The organism is Streptomyces sp. NPDC001822 (genome assembly GCF_042892135.1).
Taxonomy (GTDB): Bacteria; Actinomycetota; Actinomycetes; order Streptomycetales; family Streptomycetaceae; genus Streptomyces.
In genome coordinates this window covers 216,163-238,278 of record NZ_JBIATW010000011.1, presented here as the reverse complement: position 1 = coordinate 238,278, position 22,116 = coordinate 216,163, and the positions used below count along the sequence as shown (strand labels likewise).

Here is a 22,116-nt window from a genome sequence, read left to right as displayed (position 1 = left end):
GACTCGGGCGACAGTCGGGGCCACAGAGACCCGGGAGGGGCATGGGGGGCGGCCGTCTCAGCTGTTCAGAGCGTCTTCGAGCGAGGCGTGCACGGTGAAGACCGCTTCCGCTCCGGTGATCTCGAAGACGCGGGCCACCACGGGCTGCATTCCGGCCAGATGGACGCCGCCTCCGGCCGCCTCGGCCTTGAGCCGCGCGCCGAGCAGCACGTTCAGTCCCGTGGAGTCACAGAAGTCGAGCCGCGTGCAGTCGACCACGAGGCGCGTGCGGCCTCGGTCGATCGCGTCCTCCAGGGGCTCCCTGAGCAGATCGGCGGTGTGGTGATCGAGCTCACCCGCCGGCGTCACGACTTCGCTGCGCCCTTCGGTGCGGACCTCGACATTCAGCCGACCCCGGTTCGCGCTCCCGACCGTCCCGCGGTCCATTGCTGTCCCTCTTCGCCGTCCGTCACTACCCGCCGCACCCTGTGTGCGCGGTTCATCGTGGCTACCCCTGATGTGCGTGAAACATTACGCGTTTCCCTCGCCACACGGTAGTCGAAGAACTCCATAAACCGGACATACGGGCCCATTTGGAGCTTGTAACTCGCGGCCTGGACCGGGTAAGGGTAGAGGGACATCACCACCAGACCCGATCGGCTTCGGAGGCGCCGCTTCACCGCACGAACACATATGGGCATCGGCAGCCATATGCCGAGAACGACGGAGGAGAACCATGTCACCCCGGCTCGACGTATCGCGTACCCGCATCGCGACGTCGGCATGTCCTCAGGGACCGACCGATTCCGACTCCGCTGCGACGAGCGCCGTACCCGGCCCGCGCAGCAGCACCGAAGACACCGTCCACACCACGGACGGCCGCACCACCGAAGACGACTCCCCGGACACGGGGCTCGACGACTTCCCCGAGATCCCGCACTACGCCGAGATCGGCGCGGTCGACGCCAGGGCGTTGTCCAAGACGCTCTTCGCGCGGCTCGAAGCCCTCGAGGAGGGCACGCACGAGTACGCGTACGTCCGCAACACCCTCGTCGAACTCAACCTCGCGCTGGTCAAGTTCGCCGCCGCCCGGTTCCGCTCCCGCAGCGAGCCCATGGAGGACATCGTCCAGGTCGGCACGATCGGCCTGATCAAGGCGATCGACCGCTTCGAGCTCAGCCGGGGCGTCGAGTTCCCGACGTTCGCGATGCCGACCATCGTCGGCGAGATCAAGCGCTTCTTCCGCGACACCAGTTGGTCCGTGCGCGTCCCGCGCCGGCTCCAGGAGCTGCGGCTCGACCTCGCCAAGGCCGGCGACGAACTGGCCCAGAAGCTGGACCGCGCGCCCACGGTCGCCGAACTCGCCGAACGCCTCGGCATCGGCCGCGACGAGGTCGTCGAGGGCATGGCCGCCAGCAACGCCTACACCGCGAGCTCCCTCGACGCGAAGCACGACGACCACGACGACGGCAACGAGGGCGCCCTCGCGGACCGCATCGGCTATGAGGACAACGGCCTCGAAGGCATCGTGTACGTCGAGTCCCTCAAGCCGCTCATCGCCTCGCTGCCGGCACGCGACCGCACGATCCTGTCGCTGCGCTTCGTCGCCAACATGACCCAGTCCGAGATCGGTGAGGAGCTGGGCATCTCCCAGATGCACGTCTCCCGGCTGCTCTCCCGGACGCTCGTCAAGCTCAGGAAGGGCCTGACCATCGACGAGTGACCGGTGCTCCGGCCGACGCGGAAGTCAGCGCGGAGGTCGGCGCAGAGGTCGACACGGAAGTCAGCGCGGAAGTCAGCGCGGAGCAGCCTTGCGGAAGGACCCGGCCCGGTCGACGGGCGGGTCCTTCCGCGTTTCCGGGCCCGGCGCGCCCGTCCCCGGGGCGGCCCCGAGAACGCGGTCCTGCGAGGCCCGGACCGGTCAGAGGACCTGCCGGCCGCTTCGCCACACCGCGTGGACCAGGGGGACGCCCGGCCTGTAGGCGAGGTGGACATGGCTCGGCGCGTCGAGGAGCACGAGGTCGGCGCGGGCGCCCGGGGTGATGCGGCCCACGTCGGTGCGGCGCAGCGCGGCCGCGCCTCCGGCGGTGGCGGACCACAGCGCCTCGTCGGGCGTCATCCCCATGTCGCGTACGGCGAGCGCGATGCAGAACGGCATGGACGAGGTGAACGACGAGCCCGGGTTGCAGTCCGTGGACAGCGCCACGGTGGCGCCCGCGCCGAGGATGCGCCGGGCGTCCGGCCAGTCGGCCCGGGTCGAGAACTCCGCGCCGGGCAGCAGGGTGGCGACCGTGTCCCCCTGCCCGAGCGCGTCGAGGTCGGCGTCCGTGAGGTGCGTGCAGTGGTCGGCCGACGCGGCCCCGAGCTCGACGGCGAGCCGGACGCCGGGGCCGTGGCCGAGCTGGTTGGCGTGGACCCGGGGTTGCAGGCCTCTGGCCAGGCCCGCGGTGAGGATCGTGCGCGCCTGGTCCTCGTCGAAGGCGCCCCGCTCGCAGAACACGTCGATCCAGCGGGCGTGCGGGGCGCAGGCGTCCAGCATCGGTCCGGTGACCAGGTCCACGTAACCGGCGGGGTCGTCGGCGTAGTCGGGGGACACGATGTGGGCGCCGAGGTAGGTGACCTCGTCCGTGTGACGGGCGGCGATGCGCAGGGCGCGGGCCTCGTCCTCGACGGTGAGGCCGTAACCGGACTTGGTCTCGAAGGTGGTGGTGCCCTGGCGGAGCGCCTCGGCCAGATAGCGGGCGACGTTGGCCGACAGCTCCTCGTCGGAGGCGGCGCGGGTGGCGGCGACGGTGGTGCGGATGCCGCCGGCGGAGTAGGCGCGGCCGGACATACGGGCGTTGAACTCGGCGGTGCGGTCCCCGGCGAAGACCAGGTGGGAGTGGGAGTCGACGAAGCCGGGGATCACGGCCCGGCCCCCGGCGTCGACGGCGTTGTCAGTGGCGGGTGTTCTGCTTGACTCACCGGTCCACACGATGCGGTCGCCCTCGATGACGACGGCCGCGTCCCGGATCAGGCCCAGGGGGGTCCCGTCGCCGAGGGAGGGGTCGTTGGTGACCAGGTTCGCGATGTGGGTGATGGCGGTCGTCGTGCTCGTCGTCATCCGGAGGCAGCTTTCGTCGTGTTCGCCCGGCGGGACCGCCGGGGGTCCCGGCCGGGGTGGGTGGAGGCCGGACCGCCCGGGTCCGGCACGGGGTGATCCGCCCGACGGCTCAGCCGTGCAGGGCCGCGATGGCCGAGGCGAGCGCTCCCGGCACGTCCTCGACCAGGGCGTGCCGGCCGTCCCGGACGATGTGCCGTCCCGCCACCACGGTGTGCCGCACGTCCGCGGCGGAGGCGGCGAACACGGCTGTCTCCGCGGCCAGTCGGGGCACCGGTCCCGCCGTCCTGACCGAGTCCAGCGCCACCGTGGCGAGGTCGGCGGGCGCCCCGGGTTCGAGCACCCCCGCCTCCGGCCGGCCCAGCGCGGCGTGACCGTCGGCGGAGGCCGCCCTGAGCAGAGCGGCCGCCGTCCAGTGACCGCGCACGTGGGTGCGCAGGCGCTCGTCGAGTTCCATCGCCCTGGCCTCCTCGAAGAGGTCGATCACGGCGTGGCTGTCGCTGCCCAGCGAGAGCGGGGAGCCCGCCTTCTGGAGGGCGGCGGCGGGTCCGATGCCGTCGGCGAGGTCGCGTTCGGTGGTGGGGCACATGCACGTGCCCGTGCGCGAGGCGCCCAGCAGCACGATGTCCTCGTCGGTCAGGTGGGTGTTGTGGATGCCGGTGGTCCGCGGGCCGAGGACACCGTGGTCGGCGAGGAGCCGGGTGGGCGTCCGGCCATGGGCCGCGAGGCAGGCCTCGTTCTCCGCCGTCTGCTCGGAGAGGTGGACGTGGAGCGGCGCGTCCCGGTCGCGGGCCCACTGCGCGACCGCGGCGAGCTGCCCGGCGGGGACCGCGCGTACGGAGTGGATCGCCGCGCCGATCAGCGCGTGTTCGTCGCCCTTGAGGAGGGAGACCCGCTCGGCCCAGGCCTCGGCCGTCGTGTCGGAGAAGCGGAGCTGGTGACGGCTGGGCTTCTCGCCGAATCCGGCGGCGAGGTAGGCCGTGTCCAGCAGGGTGATGCGGATGCCCGCCTCGGCCGCCGCCGCGATCAGGGCCTCGCCCATGGCGTTCGGGTTGTCGTAGGGAGTGCCCCCGGGGGCGTGGTGCAGATAGTGGAACTCGCCCACGGCGGTGACACCGGCCAGCGCCATCTCCGCGTACGTCGCACGCGCCAGGTCGTAGTAGGTGTCGGGCGTCAGCCGGGCCGCGGCCCGGTACATCGTCTCGCGCCAGGTCCAGAAGGTGCCGGAGCCCACCTGGACCGTGGAGCGCAGGGCGCGGTGGAAGGCGTGCGAGTGGGTGTTGGCCAGTCCGGGGAGGGTCAGCCCGCGGAGCACGGTGGCACCGGGCGGCGGGGTCGCGATGCCCGTACGCACACCGGCGATACGCCCGTGGGCGACGTCCAGGAGGACGTCCGGCTCGACGTGGGTGCCGAGCCAGGCGTGCGACAGCCAGTAGGCCGCGGTGACCGGCGTGCCCGTCGTCGGTTGCGTCGTCGGTTGCGTCGTCAGCTGCACGCGAGACCTTCCAGTACGTCGGCGAGTGCCCGCACACCGGCCACGCAGTCGTCCTCCGCGGCGTGCTCGGCGGGCGAGTGCGAGACCCCGGTGGGGTTCCGTACGAACAGCATGGCGGTCGGCACGGAGGCGGACAAAATACCCGCGTCGTGTCCCGCGCCGGTGCCCAGGACGGGCACAGCCCGCTCCTTCCCGTCCGGCTCGCGCCTCCCGAGGATCCGGCCGATCTCGTCGCGCAGGGCGTGCTGGAACTCCACGACCGGGGTGAACGACTCGCGGACGACGTCGAGATCGATGCCGGCCCGCTCGGCGTGTTCCCTCGCGGCACGCTCGACACCGGCGACCACGGCGTCGAGCGTCTCCTGGTCGGCGGCCCGGGAATCGAGCCAGCCCCGCACGAGGGACGGGATCGCGTTGACCCCGTTGGGCTCGACGGCGACCTTGCCGAAGGTCGCGAGACCACCGGCGAGTTCCGCCTCGCGCCGGGCCGCCAGGACGGTCTCGGCGTAGGTGAGCATCGGGTCGCGCCGGTCGGCGAGCCGCGTGGTTCCCGCATGGTTGGCCTCGCCCCGGAAGTCGAACCGCCAGCGGCCGTGCGGCCAGATGGCCGAGGCGACACCGACCGGGTCCCCGCTCAGGTCGAGGGCGCGGCCCTGCTCCACGTGGAGCTCGACGAACGCGCCGATACGGGCGAGGCGTTCCGGGTCGGGCCCGATGGCGTCGGGGTCGTACCCGGCGGCCTCCATGGCCTGCGGGAGGAGGACGCCGTCTCCGTCGCGGAGCCGGTGCGCGTCCCGGCGGGTCAGCTGCCCGGCGGCGAGCCGGGACCCGACGCAGGCGAGCCCGAAGCGGGCGCCCTCCTCGTCACCGAAGTTGGTCACGGCGACGGGCCTGGCGAACTCCGCTCCCCTGCGGCGGAGTTCGTCCAGGGCCGCGAACGCGGACACCACACCGAGCGGCCCGTCGAAGGCGCCTCCGTCGGGCACCGAGTCCAGGTGGGACCCGGTGACGACGGCGTCGCCGGCGAGCGGGTCGCCGAGCCATGCCCACTGGTTGCCGTTGCGGTCGGTCTCGTGGACCAGCCCGCGCGACTCCGCCTGGGCGCGGAACCACGCCCGGCAGTCCTGGTCGGCGCCGGTCCAGGCGTGGCGGCGGTAGCCGCCGCTCCCGGGGTCCCGCCCGAGGGGCGCGAGGCCGCGCCACATCGCCTGAAACGACTCGCCCTCGCCGGTCCGGGGCGGCGCATCCGCCGCCGGTCCGTTCGCCGAGGGGTCCCCCGGCGCGACCGGGCCGCCACCCACCGTCCCGGTCACCGGCCGTCGTCCTCCGTCATCGGGACGCGCACGCCCTTGTCCGAGGCGACGGACTCCGCGATGTCGTACCCGGCGTCCACGTGCCGGATGACGCCCATCCCCGGGTCGTTGGTGAGCACGCGCCGGATCTTCTCGCCCGCGAGCTCCGTGCCGTCGGCGACCGTCACCTGTCCCGCGTGGATCGAGCGGCCCATGCCCACACCGCCGCCGTGGTGGAGGGACACCCAGGAGGCGCCCGAGGCGACGTTCACCATGGCGTTCAGCAGCGGCCAGTCGGCGATCGCGTCCGAGCCGTCCAGCATGGCCTCGGTCTCGCGGTAGGGCGAGGCGACCGAACCGCAGTCCAGGTGGTCGCGTCCGATGGCCAGCGGCGCGGCGAGCTCGCCGCTCGCCACCATGTCGTTGAACCGCTCCCCGGCCTTGTCGCGTTCGCCGTAGCCGAGCCAGCAGATCCGGGCCGGCAGCCCCTGGAAGTGGACCCGCTCGCCGGCCATCCTGATCCAGCGGTGCAGCGACTCGTTCTCCGGGAAGAGTTCGAGCAGGGCCTTGTCCGTCTTGTGGATGTCCGACGCCTCGCCCGACAGCGCGGCCCATCGGAAGGGGCCCTTGCCCTCGCAGAAGAGCGGCCGGATGTAGGCGGGCACGAAGCCGGGGAAGTCGAACGCCCGGGCGTAGCCGGCGAGCTGGGCCTCGCCGCGGATCGAGTTGCCGTAGTCGAAGACCTCGGCGCCCGCGTCCATGAAGCCGACCATCGCCTCGACGTGCGCGGCCATGGACTCCCTGGCGCGCCGGGTGAAGTCGGCGGGCTTCTCGGCCGCGTACGAGGCCATGTCGTCGAAGTCCACACCGACGGGGAGGTAGGCGAGCGGGTCGTGTGCGCTGGTCTGGTCGGTGACGATGTCGACGGGCGCCCCCTCGGCGAGCATGCGGGGCAGCAGTTCCGCGGCGTTGCCGAGCAGGCCGATGGAGAGCGGGCGCCGTGCGTCGCGGGCCTCGACGGCCAGCTGGAGCGCATGGTCGAGGGAGTCGGCCCGGACGTCCAGGAAGCGGTGCTCGATCCGGCGCTCGATGGCGCGCGGGTCGCAGTCGATGACGAGGGCGACACCGTCGTTCATGGTCACGGCCAGCGGCTGGGCGCCGCCCATGCCGCCGAGTCCGGCGGTCAGCGTGATGGTCCCGGCGAGCGTCCCGCCGAACCGCTTGGCGGCGACGGCGGCGAACGTCTCGTACGTGCCCTGGAGGATGCCCTGGGTCCCGATGTAGATCCAGGAGCCCGCGGTCATCTGGCCGTACATCGTCAGCCCGAGGGCCTCCAGGCGGCGGAACTCCTCCCAGTTGGCCCAGTCGCCCACCAGGTTGGAGTTGGCGATGAGGACGCGCGGCGCCCATTCGTGGGTCTGCATGACGCCCACCGGCCGGCCGGACTGGACGAGCATCGTCTCGTCCTGCTTGAGCGTGCGCAGCGTACGGACCATGGCGTCGAAGGACCGCCAGTCGCGGGCGGCCTTGCCGGTGCCGCCGTAGACGACGAGCTTGTCGGGGTGTTCGGCGACCTCGGGGTCGAGGTTGTTCTGCAGCATGCGGAGGGCTGCTTCCTGCTGCCATCCCAGGGCGCTCAGTTCCGTACCGCGCGGTGCCCGTACGGGGCGGGGTCCTGACATGGCAATGCCTCCTCGCGAATGTGACTCACCTATTCACATCCTGGACGTCTGAATAGACCTAGTCAACAAGGCGGGGTGCATCCCGCCCGGCAGCGGACGTAACCGCCCCGGCCACCCGGCGCCCCGCACGGAACGCCCCCATCGATCGGAATCGGTCACCGAGGGAGCGGAAAGCGGTCGACGCGGGAGTCGTGTCGCACCCGGAAGAGGCCCTCCGGACGGCGCCGACCGACTGGATCCGCCCGGAAAAGGCAGGTCGGGGGACCGTTTCCGACCGAGTGCCAGGTCACCATCTCCCGTCCTTTACACCGGCGTTCGCATGTACCGGTGGAAAATGCCAGAACACCCACCAGCCGCAAGCACGTTGCGTAGCCTCTCCATTACACCCGTACGCCGCGTCGGGAGGGGAGTCCGCGTTGCCCGGAATCGACGAGTGCCTGCTCGAAGTCATGAGGCTGCCCGGTGCCCGGGGCGCCGCCGTGGTCGACTGGACGAGTGGACTCGCGCTCGGCACCATCGGCGAGTCGCCCAACGGCGACCACGAGGCCACCGCCGCCGAGACGGCCGAGGTCGCGCGGATGGCGGCCGAGCAACCGGTCTTCGCGGAGGCGGGCGTGTTCTCCGGCGCAAAGGGACCGTCGGCCTCGGCGGTCGAGGACGTCATCGTCACCACGGCGCCCGGCTACCACATCCTCCGTTTCGTCGAGACGGCCTTCGACAGCAGCGTCTTCCTCCACCTGTGGCTGGACCGCTCGGAGGGCAACCTCGCCATGGCCCGTATACGGCTGGGCGAGATAGCGGAGCGGCTGGTCCTGGCATGAGACCCACCGCCACAGCGGCACCCGGCCTCCTGGAGCGGGCCACGCCCTCCCCCATGCTCCAGCGGCTCGCGGACGAGCGCGCGACCGGGGCGCTGATGCGCGACCGGGGCACCCTCTACCTCGCCGACGGCCAGGTGGTGCACGCCGAGAGCCCCGCCACCCCCGGCATCGACGTCCTGCTCACCACCGGCGGGGCACTCCGCTCGGAGGGCTGGTGGGACGCGGTCGAGCAGGCGGGCGCCGGACAGCGGGTCGGCCGCTACCTCGTGGACAGCGGTTCGGTGCCGGGCGGCGCCCTGGAGCTGTGCCACCTGGGCGCGCTGTACGACGCCGCCTTCTTCGCCCTCGCCCCCACGAACACCCCGGCCCGCTTCCGCTACGGGGTGTCCCACTGGATAGGCCCGGTACGCCCCGTACCCGTGGACGCCGTGCAGCGCGAGACGCTCCGGCGCCGGGAACTGCTGGACCGGATCTGGCCGGACGCACTCACCGACAGCGCCCCGCTGGTCCCCACGACCCACCCGGTCGACGCCCCGGTCCCCCCGCGCCAGCGGCGCGTCCTGGACCTGGTGAACGGCGAACGCACCGCCACGGACATCGCCCGGGAGCTGGGCCGCTCGGCCTTCCACATCCTGGTCGACCTGCGCCGGCTCGCCGCCGCCGGGCTGGTCGAGGCGGTCCGCACGGCCGCGAACGCGCCGACAGCCGAACGGATCACGCTGCCGGAGGTCACGAACGACCCCGACGTCGCCCTGTTGCGCCGGCTCAGAGACGCATTGGAGGCCCTGTGATTCGCGCGCTCAGACAGCGTGCCGGGAGGAGACAGCTGATGGTGCCCGAGGCCGAAGTGCAGGATGTCCTCGACGAGCTCCAGCGGTTACGCGCCCGGGTCCCGCTCCTGACCGGCGCACTCGCCGCCAGCACGGACGGCCTCATCGTCGCCCAGGACACCCCGGGCGTGGAGGCCGAGGGCGTCGCGGCGCTGACCGCCGCCGCACTCGGCGTGTCGATCCGGATGACCGACGCCACCGGGCGCGGTGGTTTCCGCGAACTCCTCATCCGCGGCGAGTCCGGCTACATCGCCACCTACGCGGCGGGCACCTCCGCCGTCCTCACCCTGCTGGCCGAGGACCGCATCAACGTCGGCCGCCTCCACCTGGAGGGCCGCCGGGCCGGCGCGCGCATCGGCGAGATGGTCGACGCCGCACAGGAGCGGATCGAGCGCCCCGTGCCCCCGCCACGGCCCCCGCAGTCCCGTGCCCTCCCCCGACGCCCCACCCCACCAGATGCCACGTGAAACCCGAAGCACGTCAGTAACGGACCGGCCAAAGGGCCGGCCACGGAAAGGAACCAGCGCTATGGCCAACACCGAAGCGTCACTGAAGGAAGCAATGGCGTCGATCGAGGGGACCCTCGGTGTCGCACTCGTCGACTACACCAGCGGCATGGCCCTCGGCACCCTCGGGGGCGGCAAGGACTTCAACCTGGACGTCGCCGCGGCGGGCAACACGGACGTCGTACGGGCGAAACTGCGGACCATGGAACACCTGGGCATCAAGGAGGAGATCGAGGACATCCTCATCACCCTGAGCGGCCAGTACCACCTGATCCGCCTGCTCAAGACCCGTGGCAGCAACGGCCTGTTCCTCTACCTCGTGCTGGACTCCAACCGCGCCAACCTCGCGATGGCCCGGCACCAGCTGAAGAAGATCGAAGCCGAACTGGAGGTCTGAGCCCCCGTGCTCAGCGGTGGGGACGCCGCGCCCGGTGGGCGCGGCGTCCCCCGGCGTCCCGCCCCGCCGCGCGGGCCCGCTGCCATTGCGGGCGCGGCTACTCGGCGAACAGTCCCCGTGCCGCCGCCCGCGCGTCGAACTCCTCCAGCCGGGCCTGTGCCTCGGGCAGCCCGTCGCACATGGCCTCCAGCAGCACCCGCCCCAGCAGCATCGGCGCGCACGCGGTGTCGAAGGCGAGTCCGGTGCCCACGGCGGCCGGAATGAGCAGGTCGCTGTGCGCGGCCACCGGGGCGAAGGCGGAGTCGGCGACGGTGACGACGGTCAGCCCCTGCTCCCGGGCGTACACCAGCGCGTCCACACCCTCGCGTGGGTGGCGCGGCAGCGCGAAGCACATCAGGGCACTCGCGCCCGCCCGCCGTGCCGCGTCGATCCGGTCGTGCAGCATGCTGCCGCCCTCGTCGAGGACCCGCACGTCCGGATGCACCTTGGCGGCGAAGTAGCCGAACCCCCTGGCCTGCGAGGACGCGGCCCGCAGCCCGAGGACCAGCAGGGGCCTGGACCCCGCGAGCAGCCGGCCCGCCCGCTCGACCGGCGCGGGGTCGGCCAGCAGCTCGGACAGCTGCCGCAGATTGTCGATCTCGGCGAGGACGGCCTGCTGGTACTCGTTGAAGCGCTCCTCGGCCGCGTCCGTCCCGTCCGTCCCGGACGGCGTGACGTCCCTCAGGTGCTTGCGCAGCGCCGGGTATCCGTCGAAACCGAGTGCCACGGCGAAGCGGGTGACGGACGGCTGGCTGACCCCGGCCAGCTCGGCCAGCTCGACACTGGAGAGGAACGGGGCGTCGGCTGCCCGCCGCACCATGGAGTGCGCGATCCGCCGCTGGGTGGGCGTGAGCCGCTGCCCCTCGAAGAGCCGCTGCAACCGCGCAGCCGGGCTGCTCCCGCTCATCCTGTCCCCTTCGGAGTTCCGCCGTCCCGGTCCGGCACCGGGGCATCCATTCAGCCAGCCGGCGCTCTGCATGTCCATATACAGGACACGGCGGCGGGCGGCGCCCCTCGCATTGCGGGACGGCCCCCGACTGCGGACCCTGGGACCATGATCCCAGCGAACACGACGGGTCCCGGCGGCATCATCGTCCGCTACGGCGACACCGATGCCGCGCATGTGCTGAGTGTCTACGCCGACCTGCGCTGTCCGTTCTGCAAACGCATGGAGCTCGGTCTCGGGGCCGTCATGGAGCGGGCCGCGGACGAGGGCGGCTTCGCGATCGACCACCACTTCGGCACCTTCATCGACGACTCGGCGGGCGGCAGCGGGTCCCTGGAGGCACTGGCCGCCCTGGGCGCCGCCGCGGACGAGGGGCAGAAGCCGTTCATGCAGTACCTGCGGGCGTTGTACGCCGATCAGCCCAGCGAGGACGTGGACGCCTTCGCCGACCGGGACTTCCTGCTGCGGCTGGCCCGTGAGGTCGAGGCGCTGCACACCGACGCCTTCCGCCAGAAGGTCATGGAGCGCACCTACCTGCCGTGGGCGGCGCAGGTGTCGGCGGCCTTCGAGGCGAGCGGCGTCACCTCCACACCCACGGTGCTGTTCGACGGCGCGCCGGTCGCCGTCATCAACTCCCTGGGATACGCGGTCACCCCCGAGGCGTTCTTGGCGGAGGTGACACCCCGCTGAGGACGGGTGCGCCACGACCGCACGGCCCGGCGGCGGGCCGGGCTGCCTCAGAACACGACACGCGCCGCCATGAGCACCGACCGGGCACCGGGGTCACCCTCCACCTCCAGGGTGCCGCGCACGCGCCGCCCCGACAGGTGCCGGGCGAGATCGACGGCGTCGGCACGGAGGACGGCCGCCGGAACGCCGCTTCCCAGCAGGTGGCTGCCTCCCGCGGGCCCGTGGAGATCGAGCTCGGCGGCGGGTCCGGTCCACATGAGGGCCAGGTCGAGGACCACCTGGTCCATGACCTCCCGGTCGTGCCCGCCGAGCACCGGGTCCACCCCGGTGGCGTCGCCGAGGTCCATGCGGTGCATCCAGGTGTCCCGGACCATGAGGACCCGGTAGAGGTACTCCATCGAGTCCTCGGGCAGCGCCTTCGCCTCCGGGTACAGCAGACTCGGCCGGATCCTGCGGCGCACCGCCTCCGGCATGCGGCGCATGGCGATGATGGCCTGGGGGGCGTAGCGGGCGAGCGCGCCGATGAGTTCGCGCCCCGGGACGGCCTGCCGGTCCTCGATCTGGATCTCGTTGTGCCCGTCGAGCGGGCCGAGAGCGGGGTGGGTCCGCCGGGCCCACCGGATCCGCCGCGACGCCACCCAGGGGCGGGGCACTTCCTCGTACTGGCCGACGGTGTGCGCGAGCATGTCCCGGACCGTCCAGCCGGCGCACGGGCTCGGCCGCCGCCAGTGCTCGTCGGACACCTCACGGTACGTCGACAGCGTCGCCCGGAGCTCCGCCTCGTTGACCTCGCGGGCCCGGGCCCCCGACGTACGCCGGATCGCGCGGGCGACCGGTGCGGTGACGGACATGACACGCCTCCCAGGTCCCCGCATCCACGCTACGCCGACGCCTCACGCCCCGCCTCGCGCGGGAGCCGGAACAGGGGGGCTAACCCCACTGACCCGGGCGGGCCGGGTTCGTACGGTGGGCGTATGGCAGCCCGTGACCCCGAACTCCGGCGTGAGCTCGACGCGACCTTGCAGGCCCGGAGCGAACTGGGGCCCGAATACGAGTCCGCGCTCGTCGACTCGTTCCTCGACAAGGTCGAGCAGCGGCTCGACGAGACGCTCGACCGGCGGGTGCGGCGGCACCTGGCCGAGCAGCAGACGACGGCGGCCCGGGTCGGCCCGCGGTCCGAGCGCCCGGAGGGGTCCTTCGGTGAGCGGTTCGGCTTCGGGGTCGTCTCGCTGGTGCTGGCCGTCCCGCTGTCCGCGATCGGTGTCGTGCACGCCGGGAGCGGCGGCCTCGTGGTGGCCTGGCTGGGAATCGTCGCGGTCAACGCCGTCCACGCCGCCCGCACATGGCCGTGGTTCCGGGGCGAGCGGCGGACCGCGCCGGGCTGGGACGACTGAGGGGCTCGCGGTCAGCCGGGCGGCGCGAGGGCCCGCCGGCGTCCGCGCAGGGGTATGTCGCGGGGACCGCCGCACCCCCGGTCGCCCGGAGGGCGGGACGACGGCGGTCCCCGCGAGGGACGCGGTCCCGGGTCAGGGCCGGGGGTCGCGTCCTGGCGACGGTGGAGGTCCGGGAGCCGCTCCGTAGTCCGTGTCGCCGTATCTGGTGCCTGCGGGTCTCCCCGCCGACACCCATGACTCTGCCGGAGCCGTGTTAAGCCGGTGCTGCGCCGACGTGTCGCGCTCGTACCGTTTTCGCGAACCAGGAGAACCCGCTGTTACGGCTTCGGGGCCGCGTCCTTCGCGAGGAAGGCCAGCACGTCCTGCCGGCTCACCACGCCCTTCGGCTTGCCCTCGACGAGGACGATCGCCGCATCCGCACCGTCCGTACCGCTGAGCACGGCCATCAGGTCCTCGACCGGCTCACCGGAGCCGACCTGGGGCAGCGGGGCCGACATGTGCTTCTCCAGCGGGTCGGACAGCGTCGCCCGCTGGGTGAACAGGGCGTCCAGCAGCTGCCGCTCCACCACGGAACCGATGACCTCGGCGGCCATCACGTCCGGGTGGCCCGCACCGGGCTTCACGATCGGCATCTGGGAGACGCCGTACTCCCGGAGCACGTCGATGGCCTCGCCGACCGTCTCCTCCGGGTGCATGTGGACGAGCGAGGGGAGCGGCCCCTCCTTGAAGTCGAGCACGGCCCCGACCCGGGCGGACGGGCCGGCGTCCTCCAGGAAGCCGTAGTCGGCCATCCACTCGTCGTTGAAGATCTTGCTCATGTAACCGCGGCCGCTGTCCGGGAGCAGGACGACCACCACGTCGTCGGGACCGAGGCGCGAGGCCACCTCCAGCGCCGCGACGACGGCCATGCCGCAGGAACCGCCGACGAGGAGGCCCTCCTCCTTGGCGAGGCGCCGCGTCATCTGGAAGGAGTCCTTGTCCGAGACCGCGACGATCTCGTCGGTGACCGTGCGGTCGTAGGCGCTCGGCCAGAAGTCCTCGCCGACCCCCTCCACGAGGTACGGGCGCCCGGAGCCGCCGGAGTAGACCGAGCCCTCCGGGTCTGCGCCGACGACCTGCACACGGCCGTCGCTGATCTCCTTGAGATAGCGGCCCGTGCCGGAGATCGTGCCGCCGGTGCCGACACCCGCGACGAAGTGGGTGATCCGCCCCTCGGTCTGCTCCCAGAGCTCGGGACCCGTGGTCTCGTAGTGCGAGCGCGGGTTGTTGGGGTTGGAGTACTGGTCGGGCTTCCAGGCCCCCGGCGTCTCACGGACCAGCCGGTCGGACACGTTGTAGTACGAGTCCGGGTGCTCCGGGTCGACGGCGGTGGGGCAGACGACGACCTCGGCACCGTAGGCACGGAGCACGTTGATCTTGTCCGTGGACACCTTGTCCGGGCAGACGAAGACGCACTTGTAGCCCTTCTGCTGGGCGACGATCGCGAGGCCCACACCGGTGTTGCCACTGGTGGGCTCGACGATCGTGCCGCCGGGCTTCAGCTCACCGCTCTGCTCGGCGGCCTCGATCATGCGCAGCGCGATGCGGTCCTTCACCGACCCGCCGGGGTTGAAGTACTCGACCTTGGCCAGGACCGTCGCCTGAATGCCTGCGGTCACATTGCGCAGCCTGACCAGCGGGGTGTTGCCGACAAGACTGATCATCGAATCGTGGAATTGCACCGTGTACTCCGGGATCTCCGAGATGGTCAAGCAAGACTATGCGTACGTGCGGGAGATTGGGCCAGGCGATTGGGCCGGGCCCCCTACGGGGCAGTTAGTCCTGTGAACGGCTGTGCGGCATGGAGGAGGTGGACCGGACTGTGTCGAGAGCGAGGGTGGCACGGCGGATCGCAGCGGGTGCGGCCTACGGCGGCGGGAGCGTCGGGCTGATCGGTGCGGCGACGGTGGGTCTGGTGCTGGCGGAGGTCCAACTGGCGAAACGGCGGGTGGGCGGGGGAACCGCGCCCGTCCCGCCGAGTGCGGACGGGCGGTACGGCGTGGCGTTCGCCGGCCCCGCCGATCCGCTGCGCTTCGTCATGCTCGGCGACTCGACGGCGGCCGGACAGGGGGTGCGCAGAGCGGGCCAGACACCGGGCGCGCTGCTGGCGTCCGGACTCGCGGCGGTCGCCGAACGGCCGGTCGACCTGCGGAACGCGGCACTTCCGGGCGCACGGTCCGACGACCTGGAGCGTCAGGTGTCGCTCGTGCTCGCCGATCCGTCCGGTGTACCGGACGTGTGCGCGATCATAATCGGCGCGAACGACGTGACCCACCGGATGCCCGCGACGCAGTCGGTGCGCTGTCTCAGCACCGCCGTACGCCGACTGCGCACGGCGGGCGCGGAAGTGGTCGTGGGGACGTGCCCCGACCTGGGCACGATCGAGCCGGTCTACCAGCCGCTGCGCTGGCTGGCCCGGCGGGTCAGCCGGCAGCTCGCGGCGGCCCAGACGATCGGCGCGGTGGAACAGGGCGGCCGGACGGTCTCGCTGGGCGACCTGCTCGGTCCCGAGTTCGAGGCGAACCCCAGGGAGCTCTTCGGCCCCGACAACTACCACCCGTCCGCCGAGGGCTACGCGACGGCGGCGATGGCGATGCTGCCCACCCTGTGCGCGGCGCTGGGGCTGTGGCCCGAGTCCGACCACCTCGACGGCTCGCGCCGGGAGGGCATGCTGCCGGTGGCGAAGGCGGCCTCGCGGGCGGCCCGGGAAGCCGGTACCGAGGTGACGGGCGCGCGCGCACCCTGGGCCCTCCTCAAGCACCGCAGGCGCAGGCGCCTCCCCGCCCACACCGAGCCGGTACGACACGAGGGCACGGGCAAGGGATCGGACACCGCCGGGAAGTGGCTGCCGGGTCACGGATCCGGTGCCACGTGGCGCAGGGCCTGAACGCGCGGCCCCGACGGGGCGCACGGAGACCGGTGCCGGTGCCGGCACCGACTCCCGGGCGCTCGGCCGGGAACATTGCGGGCGACTGAGCGGTTGCTTAGAAAAGAGGCCCGCATCACATCGCCTGTCGGGTGACCTCGGCTGTACGTCCGGGTAACTTCCAAGGCAGCCCAGCCTTTCCAGCCTTCCAGCCCTCATGGAGCCGCGTGATGCCCGAAGCCGTGATCGTCTCTGCTGCCCGTTCGCCCATCGGCCGGGCCTTCAAGGGGTCCCTGAAGGATCTGCGCGCGGACGACCTGACCGCGACCATCATCCAGACCGCGCTGGCCAAGGTCCCGGAGCTGGACCCCAAGGACATCGACGACCTGATGCTCGGCTGCGGCCTCCCCGGCGGCGAGCAGGGCAACAACCTGGGCCGCATCATCGCCGTACAGATGGGGATGGACCACCTCCCCGGCTGTACGGTCACCCGCTACTGCTCCTCCTCGCTGCAGACGAGCCGCATGGCGCTGCACGCCATCAAGGCCGGCGAGGGTGACGTCTTCATCTCCGCCGGTGTCGAGATGGTGTCCCGCTTCGTGAAGGGCAACTCGGACAGCCTCCCGGACACGCACAACCCGCTGTTCGCCGACGCCGAGGCCCGCACCGCGGCCCGCGCCGAGGAGTCGGGGGCGAGCTGGACCGACCCGCGCGAGGAGGGCCTGGTCCCGGACGCGTACATCTCGATGGGGCAGACCGCCGAGAACCTGGCGAGGACCAAGGGCGTCACCCGCCAGGACATGGACGAGTTCGGCGTGCGGTCCCAGAACCTCGCTGAGGAAGCCATCAAGAACGGCTTCTGGGAGCGCGAGATCACCCCTGTGACGACGCCGGACGGCACGGTCGTCTCGAAGGACGACGGCCCGCGCGCCGGGGTCACCCTGGAGGGCGTGCAGGGCCTCAAGCCGGTGTTCCGTCCCGACGGTCTCGTCACCGCGGGGAACTGCTGCCCCCTCAACGACGGCGCCGCCGCCCTGGTGATCATGTCCGACACGAAGGCCCACGAGCTGGGTCTGACCCCGCTGGCCCGCATCGTCTCGACCGGCGTCTCGGGCCTGTCTCCCGAGATCATGGGCTACGGCCCGGTCGAGGCCAGCAAGCAGGCGCTCAAGCGCGCCGGGCTGACCATCGACGACATCGACCTCGCCGAGATCAACGAGGCGTTCGCGGCCCAGGTCATCCCGTCCTACCGGGACCTCGGCCTGCCGCTGGACAAGGTCAACGTCAACGGCGGCGCGATCGCCGTGGGCCACCCCTTCGGCATGACGGGCGCCCGGATCACGGGCACGCTGATCAACAGCCTGCAGTTCCACGACAAGCAGTTCGGGCTGGAGACGATGTGCGTGGGCGGCGGCCAGGGCATGGCCATGGTCATCGAGCGGCTGAGCTGAGCCGGAGCGGAGGGTAGGGGGTGCCCGAGGTACGAGGGCGGCACCTGCCCGCAGCGCAGGCGAAGCTCAGCGCGACCACGGATACCGGCGGCTGAGCTGAGCCGGAGCGGCTGCGGCGCGAGGCCCTGGTCCCGCAGCGGGACCGCCTGAACCGGCACGAGCCCCGATCGTGACCGAATCTCCCCCAGGATGTGATCTGCGTCCCGGGGGAGAGTCGTTTACCCAGGTCACACCAGCCACAGCCCTAAACCTCGGGCCCAAAGACCTGTCCATTTCGTGACGTAATGCACTGACAGCAGGCAGAGGTACAGGACAAGCTGATGTAGGAAGTCGGGGGTGTCGATTGAAACCGGGAGTATGTCAGTGAGCGCCATGCCGTTTGCCCTGTTGCTGACCACCGCCGCTGCCACGGCCGTCGGCGCCGCCGCTCTGCACGCCGCTCACGGGCTGCGCAAGCAGGTGACGGCCCTGCGCACCGAGCTCGCGGAGGGGCGGGCACTCCACGCCTCCCTGCCCGGACAGCAGGACCGCAGCAGCAACACCCCCGCGGAGGAGATACGCACCGCCGTCGCGGAGGCGCTCGCCGAGGAACGGGAGCGCGAGCTCGCGGAGGCCCGCGCCTTCTGGGCGGCACAGGAGGCCCGCGACGCGGCCGACGCCCCGTCCCTGCTGGGCGGGCTCGGCGACGACATCCCGTTCTTCATGCCGCGGCAGACCGACTTCGTGGGCCTGGAGGCGATGGACCTCGACGCCGACGACGCCCTGGACGAGCTGACCGGTCTCGCCGATCTGCCCGGGACCGCCGGTGTCGCCGAGTACGCGGAATTCGCCGAGGACTCGCCCGAGCTGGCCGCGGCCCGTCGCCGCCACCCCTCGCACCCGGATTTCGTCCCCGTGCAGACACCCGTCGTCACCGACCATGAGCGTACCGTCAACCGCCTGGAGCGGCTCGCCGATACCGGCACGGAGCTCACCGACGTGCGGCCCGGCCCTCTCGGGACCCTCGACGTGTACGTCTTCGCCGACGGCACCACGCTGTGCATGACCCCCGGCCACCGGGAGACGGCGGAGCGGCTGGCCGACTCGCTGCGTTCCGGCGAGCAGCCGGTGCTGCTGGGCGGTTCCGGTGTCTCCGGCGCCTACGCTCTGACCTTCTCGTGCGGCGAGGAGAACGTCTACATCCTGGCCGACCGCGTCATCGCCTCGTTCTAACGGGGCCCGGGTGAGAACGCCCGTACCGACGCCTCCTCGACACGGCTCACGGCCTCGTCCAGCTCCTGGGACGGGGCCGTTTCCAGTGCCACCGCCAGGTCGCGGCCCGCGACCGCGAGTTGGTCCCCCACGGCGAATATCCCGGCGTCAGGCATGACCCGGGCCTCCAGGTCCGGCGCCTCGGCGCGCTGCGCCCACGCCGACAGCTCCCGGGCCGTGGCCAGGGCTTCGGCGGCCACACCCTGCTGCAGCCGGCTCTGCGGAGTGCTCCGCAGCCGGTCGGCGAAGCGGTCCACGGCGGTGATCAGAGGAGTCGTATCGAGCACGCCGTGACCCTACGCGCCCCCACCGGATGGTTGCCAACACGGCGCCGCTCGGGCACGGTGTCGGGCAAGGACCAGTTACGCGCTCTGCGTCGGAGGCGCCGATGTCTCAAGTCTTCTCCGAAGAAACCCACCGCAACCTGCTCTCCCGGATTCCTCATTGCACCGGTCGTGACATCGCCGACTGGCTCCGCACCGTCGAAGACGGCCCCTCCCTCGTCCGCTTCGAGGAGAAGGTCAGCTGGCTGCGGAGCGAACACGACCTCACCTACGGCCACGCCAAGGCGATCATCCACGAGTACGACCTGAGACGAGCGGCCAGGAAGTTCCGCTGAGGCTCCACTCCTCCCCGTGACGGCGGACGGCCCGCAGGCGAGTCGCCTGCGGGCCGTCCGTCGTCGTGCGTCTGCGGGTCAGTCGTTCCCGTTGAGGATGGAGAGCAGACGCAGCATCTCCAGGTAGATCCACACCAGGGTCAGCGTGAGGCCGAAGGCCGCCAGCCAGGACTCCTCGCGCGGTGCGCCGAAGGCGATGCCGTCCTCGACCTGCTTGAAGTCGAGAGCCAGGAAGCACGCGCCGAGGATGATCCCGACGACACCGAAGAGGATGCCGAGACCGCCGCTGCGGAAGCCCAGGCCGTCGCCGCCGCCGAACACGCTGAACAGCAGGTTGACCACCAGCAGGAGCACGAAGCCCATGGCCGCGGCCATCACGAAGCCGTAGAAGCGGCGGGTGACACGGATCCAGCGCATCTTGTAGGCGATCAGGACGCCGGCGAAGACACACATGGTGCCGATCACCGCCTGGATCACCGTGCCGGGGCTGATGTAGGTGCTGACCGTGCTGGAGATCACTCCGAGGAAGACACCCTCGAAGGCCGCGTAGGCCAGGATCAGCGCAGGGGACGCCTTGCGCTTGAAGGACTGGATCATCGCGAAGACGAACGCCACCAGGGCGGCGCCGATCGCGATGCCGTACGACTTGCCGAGGTTGGCCTCGTCGACGGGCAGCAGGGCCCATGAGAGCGCGGCGGTGAGCACGACGGTGCCCAGCGACATCGCGGTGCGCGTGACGACGTCGTCGATCGTCATCACGCCGGTGCTCGGCGGCGCCTGCGGCGTGCCGTGCTGGGTGTCCTGCTGGGCGTAGGGGTTCGTGGCGTACGGGTTGGCCGCCGTGCCCTGCGCGTACGGGTTGGCACCCGCTGCGGGGGCCCCGGCCTGCGGTGCCGCGTTGAAGCCCGCGTAACCGTTGTCGCGGCTGAAGCCCCGTCGCGAGAAGACCGGGTTGCTGCTCCTCATCTCACTCCTCCATGGCCACCCTGCGTGGCCTTGCCACAAGAGTAATGGGTAGGCAAAACAAAGGCCCTAGTGCCAGAGGAGGATCTTTCAGGCAAGTTCACAGGTTAACCATCACGCGGTCGCCCGGGTCCCACCGGCGATGCCGTGGTGCCCGGAGCCGGACTCGAACCGGCACGCCCCCGAGGAGGCAGCGAGGTTTAAGCTCGCCGTGTCTGCATTCCACCACCCGGGCGTGGGCGCGCGGCTCCGCGTTGGCACAAGACCCTATCCGGGGGTGTCCCTCGAACAGCGGAACATCCGCTCGATGTTGTCTTATTTTATTGATCGTTTGAGGGTCCGTCAGACACCACCCACCGCGTCAGCACACGCCCGGACGGGGCGAGTGGGACGAACCCCGGCAAACGGGAATGACGGAAAGTCGCCGCACCCGTACGGCCCACGCGCCACGGGCCCGCGCCACCGTTCGCCAGGGCCCGCCACCTCACCCCCGCACGGCGTCACCGACCCACCGCCCGACCGCCCTCCAGCTCGGCGTTTCCGGGCCCTCCGGCTCCGCACCAGGACGCGGAACGCGGCGCTCCCGCCCGGCGTCGGAACGACGGGTCCGTCGCCCCCCGGCCGCCCCGTCCGGCCGGCCGGGGGCGGGCGGCGGGACGGCGGAGGGGACCGCGCAGGCACCGTGGACGGGCGGCCGGCACCCCCGCCCGTCACCCTGGGTGACCGACGGGGCCGGGGGGCGGGCCCCGGCCGAGGACGCCGCGGCCCGCCCCGTACCGCGCCGGCCGGCCGTCCCTCCCCGTCGTACGGGCGACGCCGGTCAGGGTCGGTCTCCTACCTCAGGAGTACGCCACCGGACGGCGGATGCGACTCAAGAGGGCCCCGGGAACGGGCACGGGGACTGACGACCCGGCCCGATCCGGCGGAGAGGATGGGCAGGTCCCCCGAACAAGCCGTCCGAACATGGAGTACCCCTGTGACCACCACCAGCGTTCACCGCACCACCGCGGTCGCCGCCCGCGCCACGGAGCTGTCGAAGGTCTACGGCGAGGGCGAGACCCAGGTGGTCGCCCTGGACCGGGTGACCGTGGACTTCCCGCAGGGCGAGTTCACGGCGATCATGGGCCCCTCCGGTTCGGGCAAGTCCACGCTGATGCACTGCGTGGCCGGCCTCGACAGCTTCAGCAGCGGATCCGTGCGCATCGGCGAGACCGAGCTCGGCACCCTGAAGGACAAGCAGCTCACCCAGCTGCGCCGGGACAAGATCGGCTTCATCTTCCAGGCGTTCAACCTGCTGCCCACGCTGACCGCTCTGGAGAACATCACCCTCCCGATGGACATCGCGGGGCGTAAGCCCGACGCGGCCTGGCTGCAGAAGGTCATCGACATGGTGGGCCTCTCCGACCGGCTCAAGCACCGCCCCACGGAGCTCTCCGGCGGTCAGCAGCAGCGCGTCGCCGTCGCCCGCGCCCTCGCCTCCCGGCCGGAGATCATCTTCGGTGACGAGCCGACCGGGAACCTCGACTCCCGCTCCGGCGCCGAGGTGCTCGGCTTCCTGCGCAACTCGGTGCGCGAGCTCGGGCAGACCGTCGTGATGGTGACCCACGACCCGGTGGCCGCCTCCTACGCCGACCGGGTGGTGTTCCTCGCGGACGGCGCCGTCGTCGACCAGATGCTGAACCCCACGGCCGACGGCGTACTCGACCGGATGAAGGCGTTCGACGCGAAGGGCCGGACCAGCTGAGGCGGGCGGCCG

At 71.9% G+C, this 22,116-nt stretch carries 22 protein-coding genes and 1 tRNA gene; 12 read left to right on the top strand and 11 right to left on the bottom strand.

All coding sequences use genetic code 11. From position 1 onward, the window contains the following. Nucleotides 1–57 precede the first annotated feature (57 nt). Nucleotides 58–426, bottom strand: coding sequence for an STAS domain-containing protein (locus ACFYY2_RS24970; RefSeq protein ID WP_388746509.1), 369 nt, complete (start codon nucleotides 424–426; stop codon nucleotides 58–60). Nucleotides 427–715: 289 nt separating this feature from the next. Between ACFYY2_RS24970 and ACFYY2_RS24965 the strand changes: the two genes are divergently transcribed. Then, complete coding sequence (locus ACFYY2_RS24965; protein ID WP_388746507.1) at nucleotides 716–1,702, top strand: RNA polymerase sigma factor SigF; 987 nt, start codon at nucleotides 716–718, stop codon at nucleotides 1,700–1,702. A gap of 198 nt (nucleotides 1,703–1,900) precedes the next feature. Here ACFYY2_RS24965 and hutI read toward each other — a convergent pair whose 3' ends face one another. The 4 genes from hutI to hutU form a co-directional block, all read right to left on the bottom strand. Further along, nucleotides 1,901–3,082, bottom strand: a complete 1,182-nt coding sequence (hutI, locus tag ACFYY2_RS24960; RefSeq protein ID WP_388746505.1) for an imidazolonepropionase — start codon at nucleotides 3,080–3,082, stop codon at nucleotides 1,901–1,903. A gap of 109 nt (nucleotides 3,083–3,191) precedes the next feature. Next, nucleotides 3,192–4,574: a formimidoylglutamate deiminase gene (locus tag ACFYY2_RS24955; protein WP_388746503.1), complete on the bottom strand. Its 1,383-nt coding sequence runs from the start codon at nucleotides 4,572–4,574 to the stop codon at nucleotides 3,192–3,194. Continuing rightward, entirely contained in the window at nucleotides 4,565–5,779 is a 1,215-nt protein-coding gene (locus ACFYY2_RS24950; RefSeq protein ID WP_388746615.1) for an allantoate amidohydrolase, read from the bottom strand. Before ACFYY2_RS24950 ends, ACFYY2_RS24955 begins: the two co-directional genes overlap by 10 nt. Nucleotides 5,780–5,883: 104 nt before the next feature. Continuing rightward, a complete protein-coding gene (gene hutU, locus ACFYY2_RS24945) occupies nucleotides 5,884–7,548 on the bottom strand; it encodes a urocanate hydratase (RefSeq protein ID WP_329037996.1) in 1,665 nt (554 codons plus the stop codon). Between the two features lie 416 nt (nucleotides 7,549–7,964). On the opposite strand from hutU, the gene ACFYY2_RS24940 reads away from it, so the two are divergent. The 4 genes from ACFYY2_RS24940 to ACFYY2_RS24925 all read left to right on the top strand — a co-directional run bounded on the left by ACFYY2_RS24940 (nucleotide 7,965) and on the right by ACFYY2_RS24925 (nucleotide 10,102). Then, a complete protein-coding gene (locus tag ACFYY2_RS24940) occupies nucleotides 7,965–8,369 on the top strand; it encodes a hypothetical protein (protein ID WP_388746500.1) in 405 nt (134 codons plus the stop codon). After that, nucleotides 8,366–9,160 (top strand): winged helix-turn-helix domain-containing protein, encoded by a 795-nt coding sequence (locus tag ACFYY2_RS24935; RefSeq protein WP_388746498.1) that lies wholly within the window; start codon nucleotides 8,366–8,368, stop codon nucleotides 9,158–9,160. The genes ACFYY2_RS24940 and ACFYY2_RS24935 overlap by 4 nt, the downstream gene beginning before the upstream one ends. A gap of 38 nt (nucleotides 9,161–9,198) precedes the next feature. Beyond that, complete coding sequence (locus ACFYY2_RS24930; RefSeq protein ID WP_388746496.1) at nucleotides 9,199–9,666, top strand: roadblock/LC7 domain-containing protein; 468 nt, start codon at nucleotides 9,199–9,201, stop codon at nucleotides 9,664–9,666. Between the two features lie 61 nt (nucleotides 9,667–9,727). Continuing rightward, nucleotides 9,728–10,102, top strand: coding sequence for a hypothetical protein (locus tag ACFYY2_RS24925; protein WP_388746495.1), 375 nt, complete (start codon nucleotides 9,728–9,730; stop codon nucleotides 10,100–10,102). A 97-nt stretch (nucleotides 10,103–10,199) separates the two neighbouring features. Here ACFYY2_RS24925 and ACFYY2_RS24920 read toward each other — a convergent pair whose 3' ends face one another. Next, entirely contained in the window at nucleotides 10,200–11,048 is an 849-nt protein-coding gene (locus ACFYY2_RS24920; protein ID WP_388746493.1) for a MurR/RpiR family transcriptional regulator, read from the bottom strand. A gap of 147 nt (nucleotides 11,049–11,195) precedes the next feature. Here ACFYY2_RS24920 and ACFYY2_RS24915 point away from each other — a divergent pair, with 147 nt between their 5' ends. Then, nucleotides 11,196–11,777, top strand: a complete 582-nt coding sequence (locus ACFYY2_RS24915; RefSeq protein ID WP_388746491.1) for a DsbA family protein — start codon at nucleotides 11,196–11,198, stop codon at nucleotides 11,775–11,777. 47 nt (nucleotides 11,778–11,824) lie between these two features. On the opposite strand, the gene ACFYY2_RS24910 is transcribed toward ACFYY2_RS24915, so the two are convergent. Further along, complete coding sequence (locus tag ACFYY2_RS24910; protein ID WP_388746489.1) at nucleotides 11,825–12,628, bottom strand: maleylpyruvate isomerase family mycothiol-dependent enzyme; 804 nt, start codon at nucleotides 12,626–12,628, stop codon at nucleotides 11,825–11,827. A gap of 123 nt (nucleotides 12,629–12,751) precedes the next feature. Here ACFYY2_RS24910 and ACFYY2_RS24905 point away from each other — a divergent pair, with 123 nt between their 5' ends. Continuing rightward, nucleotides 12,752–13,171, top strand: coding sequence for a hypothetical protein (locus ACFYY2_RS24905; protein WP_388746487.1), 420 nt, complete (start codon nucleotides 12,752–12,754; stop codon nucleotides 13,169–13,171). A 317-nt stretch (nucleotides 13,172–13,488) separates the two neighbouring features. On the opposite strand, the gene ACFYY2_RS24900 is transcribed toward ACFYY2_RS24905, so the two are convergent. Continuing rightward, nucleotides 13,489–14,892: a cystathionine beta-synthase gene (locus tag ACFYY2_RS24900; protein ID WP_388746612.1), complete on the bottom strand. Its 1,404-nt coding sequence runs from the start codon at nucleotides 14,890–14,892 to the stop codon at nucleotides 13,489–13,491. Between the two features lie 155 nt (nucleotides 14,893–15,047). Here ACFYY2_RS24900 and ACFYY2_RS24895 point away from each other — a divergent pair, with 155 nt between their 5' ends. The 3 genes from ACFYY2_RS24895 (at nucleotide 15,048) to ACFYY2_RS24885 (ending at nucleotide 18,739) form a co-directional block, all read left to right on the top strand. Continuing rightward, on the top strand, nucleotides 15,048–16,097 hold the full coding sequence (locus tag ACFYY2_RS24895; RefSeq protein WP_388746609.1) for an SGNH/GDSL hydrolase family protein: 1,050 nt from the start codon (nucleotides 15,048–15,050) through the stop codon (nucleotides 16,095–16,097). A 209-nt stretch (nucleotides 16,098–16,306) separates the two neighbouring features. Next, nucleotides 16,307–17,527 carry an acetyl-CoA C-acetyltransferase gene (locus ACFYY2_RS24890; RefSeq protein ID WP_388746485.1) on the top strand — a complete coding sequence of 407 codons (1,221 nt, stop codon included), beginning with the start codon at nucleotides 16,307–16,309 and terminating at the stop codon, nucleotides 17,525–17,527. A 372-nt stretch (nucleotides 17,528–17,899) separates the two neighbouring features. After that, a complete protein-coding gene (locus ACFYY2_RS24885; RefSeq protein ID WP_388746483.1) occupies nucleotides 17,900–18,739 on the top strand; it encodes a hypothetical protein in 840 nt (279 codons plus the stop codon). Here the strand turns inward: ACFYY2_RS24885 and ACFYY2_RS24880 are convergent. After that, nucleotides 18,736–19,065, bottom strand: coding sequence for a hypothetical protein (locus tag ACFYY2_RS24880; RefSeq protein ID WP_388746481.1), 330 nt, complete (start codon nucleotides 19,063–19,065; stop codon nucleotides 18,736–18,738). The genes ACFYY2_RS24885 and ACFYY2_RS24880 overlap by 4 nt on opposite strands. Before the next feature lie 101 nt (nucleotides 19,066–19,166). Between ACFYY2_RS24880 and ACFYY2_RS24875 the strand changes: the two genes are divergently transcribed. Beyond that, nucleotides 19,167–19,397: a DUF4287 domain-containing protein gene (locus ACFYY2_RS24875; protein WP_388746479.1), complete on the top strand. Its 231-nt coding sequence runs from the start codon at nucleotides 19,167–19,169 to the stop codon at nucleotides 19,395–19,397. Between the two features lie 78 nt (nucleotides 19,398–19,475). Here ACFYY2_RS24875 and ACFYY2_RS24870 read toward each other — a convergent pair whose 3' ends face one another. Next, on the bottom strand, nucleotides 19,476–20,363 hold the full coding sequence (locus ACFYY2_RS24870; RefSeq protein WP_388746477.1) for a Bax inhibitor-1/YccA family protein: 888 nt from the start codon (nucleotides 20,361–20,363) through the stop codon (nucleotides 19,476–19,478). 145 nt (nucleotides 20,364–20,508) lie between these two features. Continuing rightward, nucleotides 20,509–20,595: transfer RNA gene (locus ACFYY2_RS24865), tRNA-Leu, on the bottom strand. A 741-nt stretch (nucleotides 20,596–21,336) separates the two neighbouring features. Here ACFYY2_RS24865 and ACFYY2_RS24860 point away from each other — a divergent pair. Continuing rightward, nucleotides 21,337–22,104: an ABC transporter ATP-binding protein gene (locus ACFYY2_RS24860; RefSeq protein WP_388746475.1), complete on the top strand. Its 768-nt coding sequence runs from the start codon at nucleotides 21,337–21,339 to the stop codon at nucleotides 22,102–22,104. Nucleotides 22,105–22,116 lie beyond the last annotated feature (12 nt).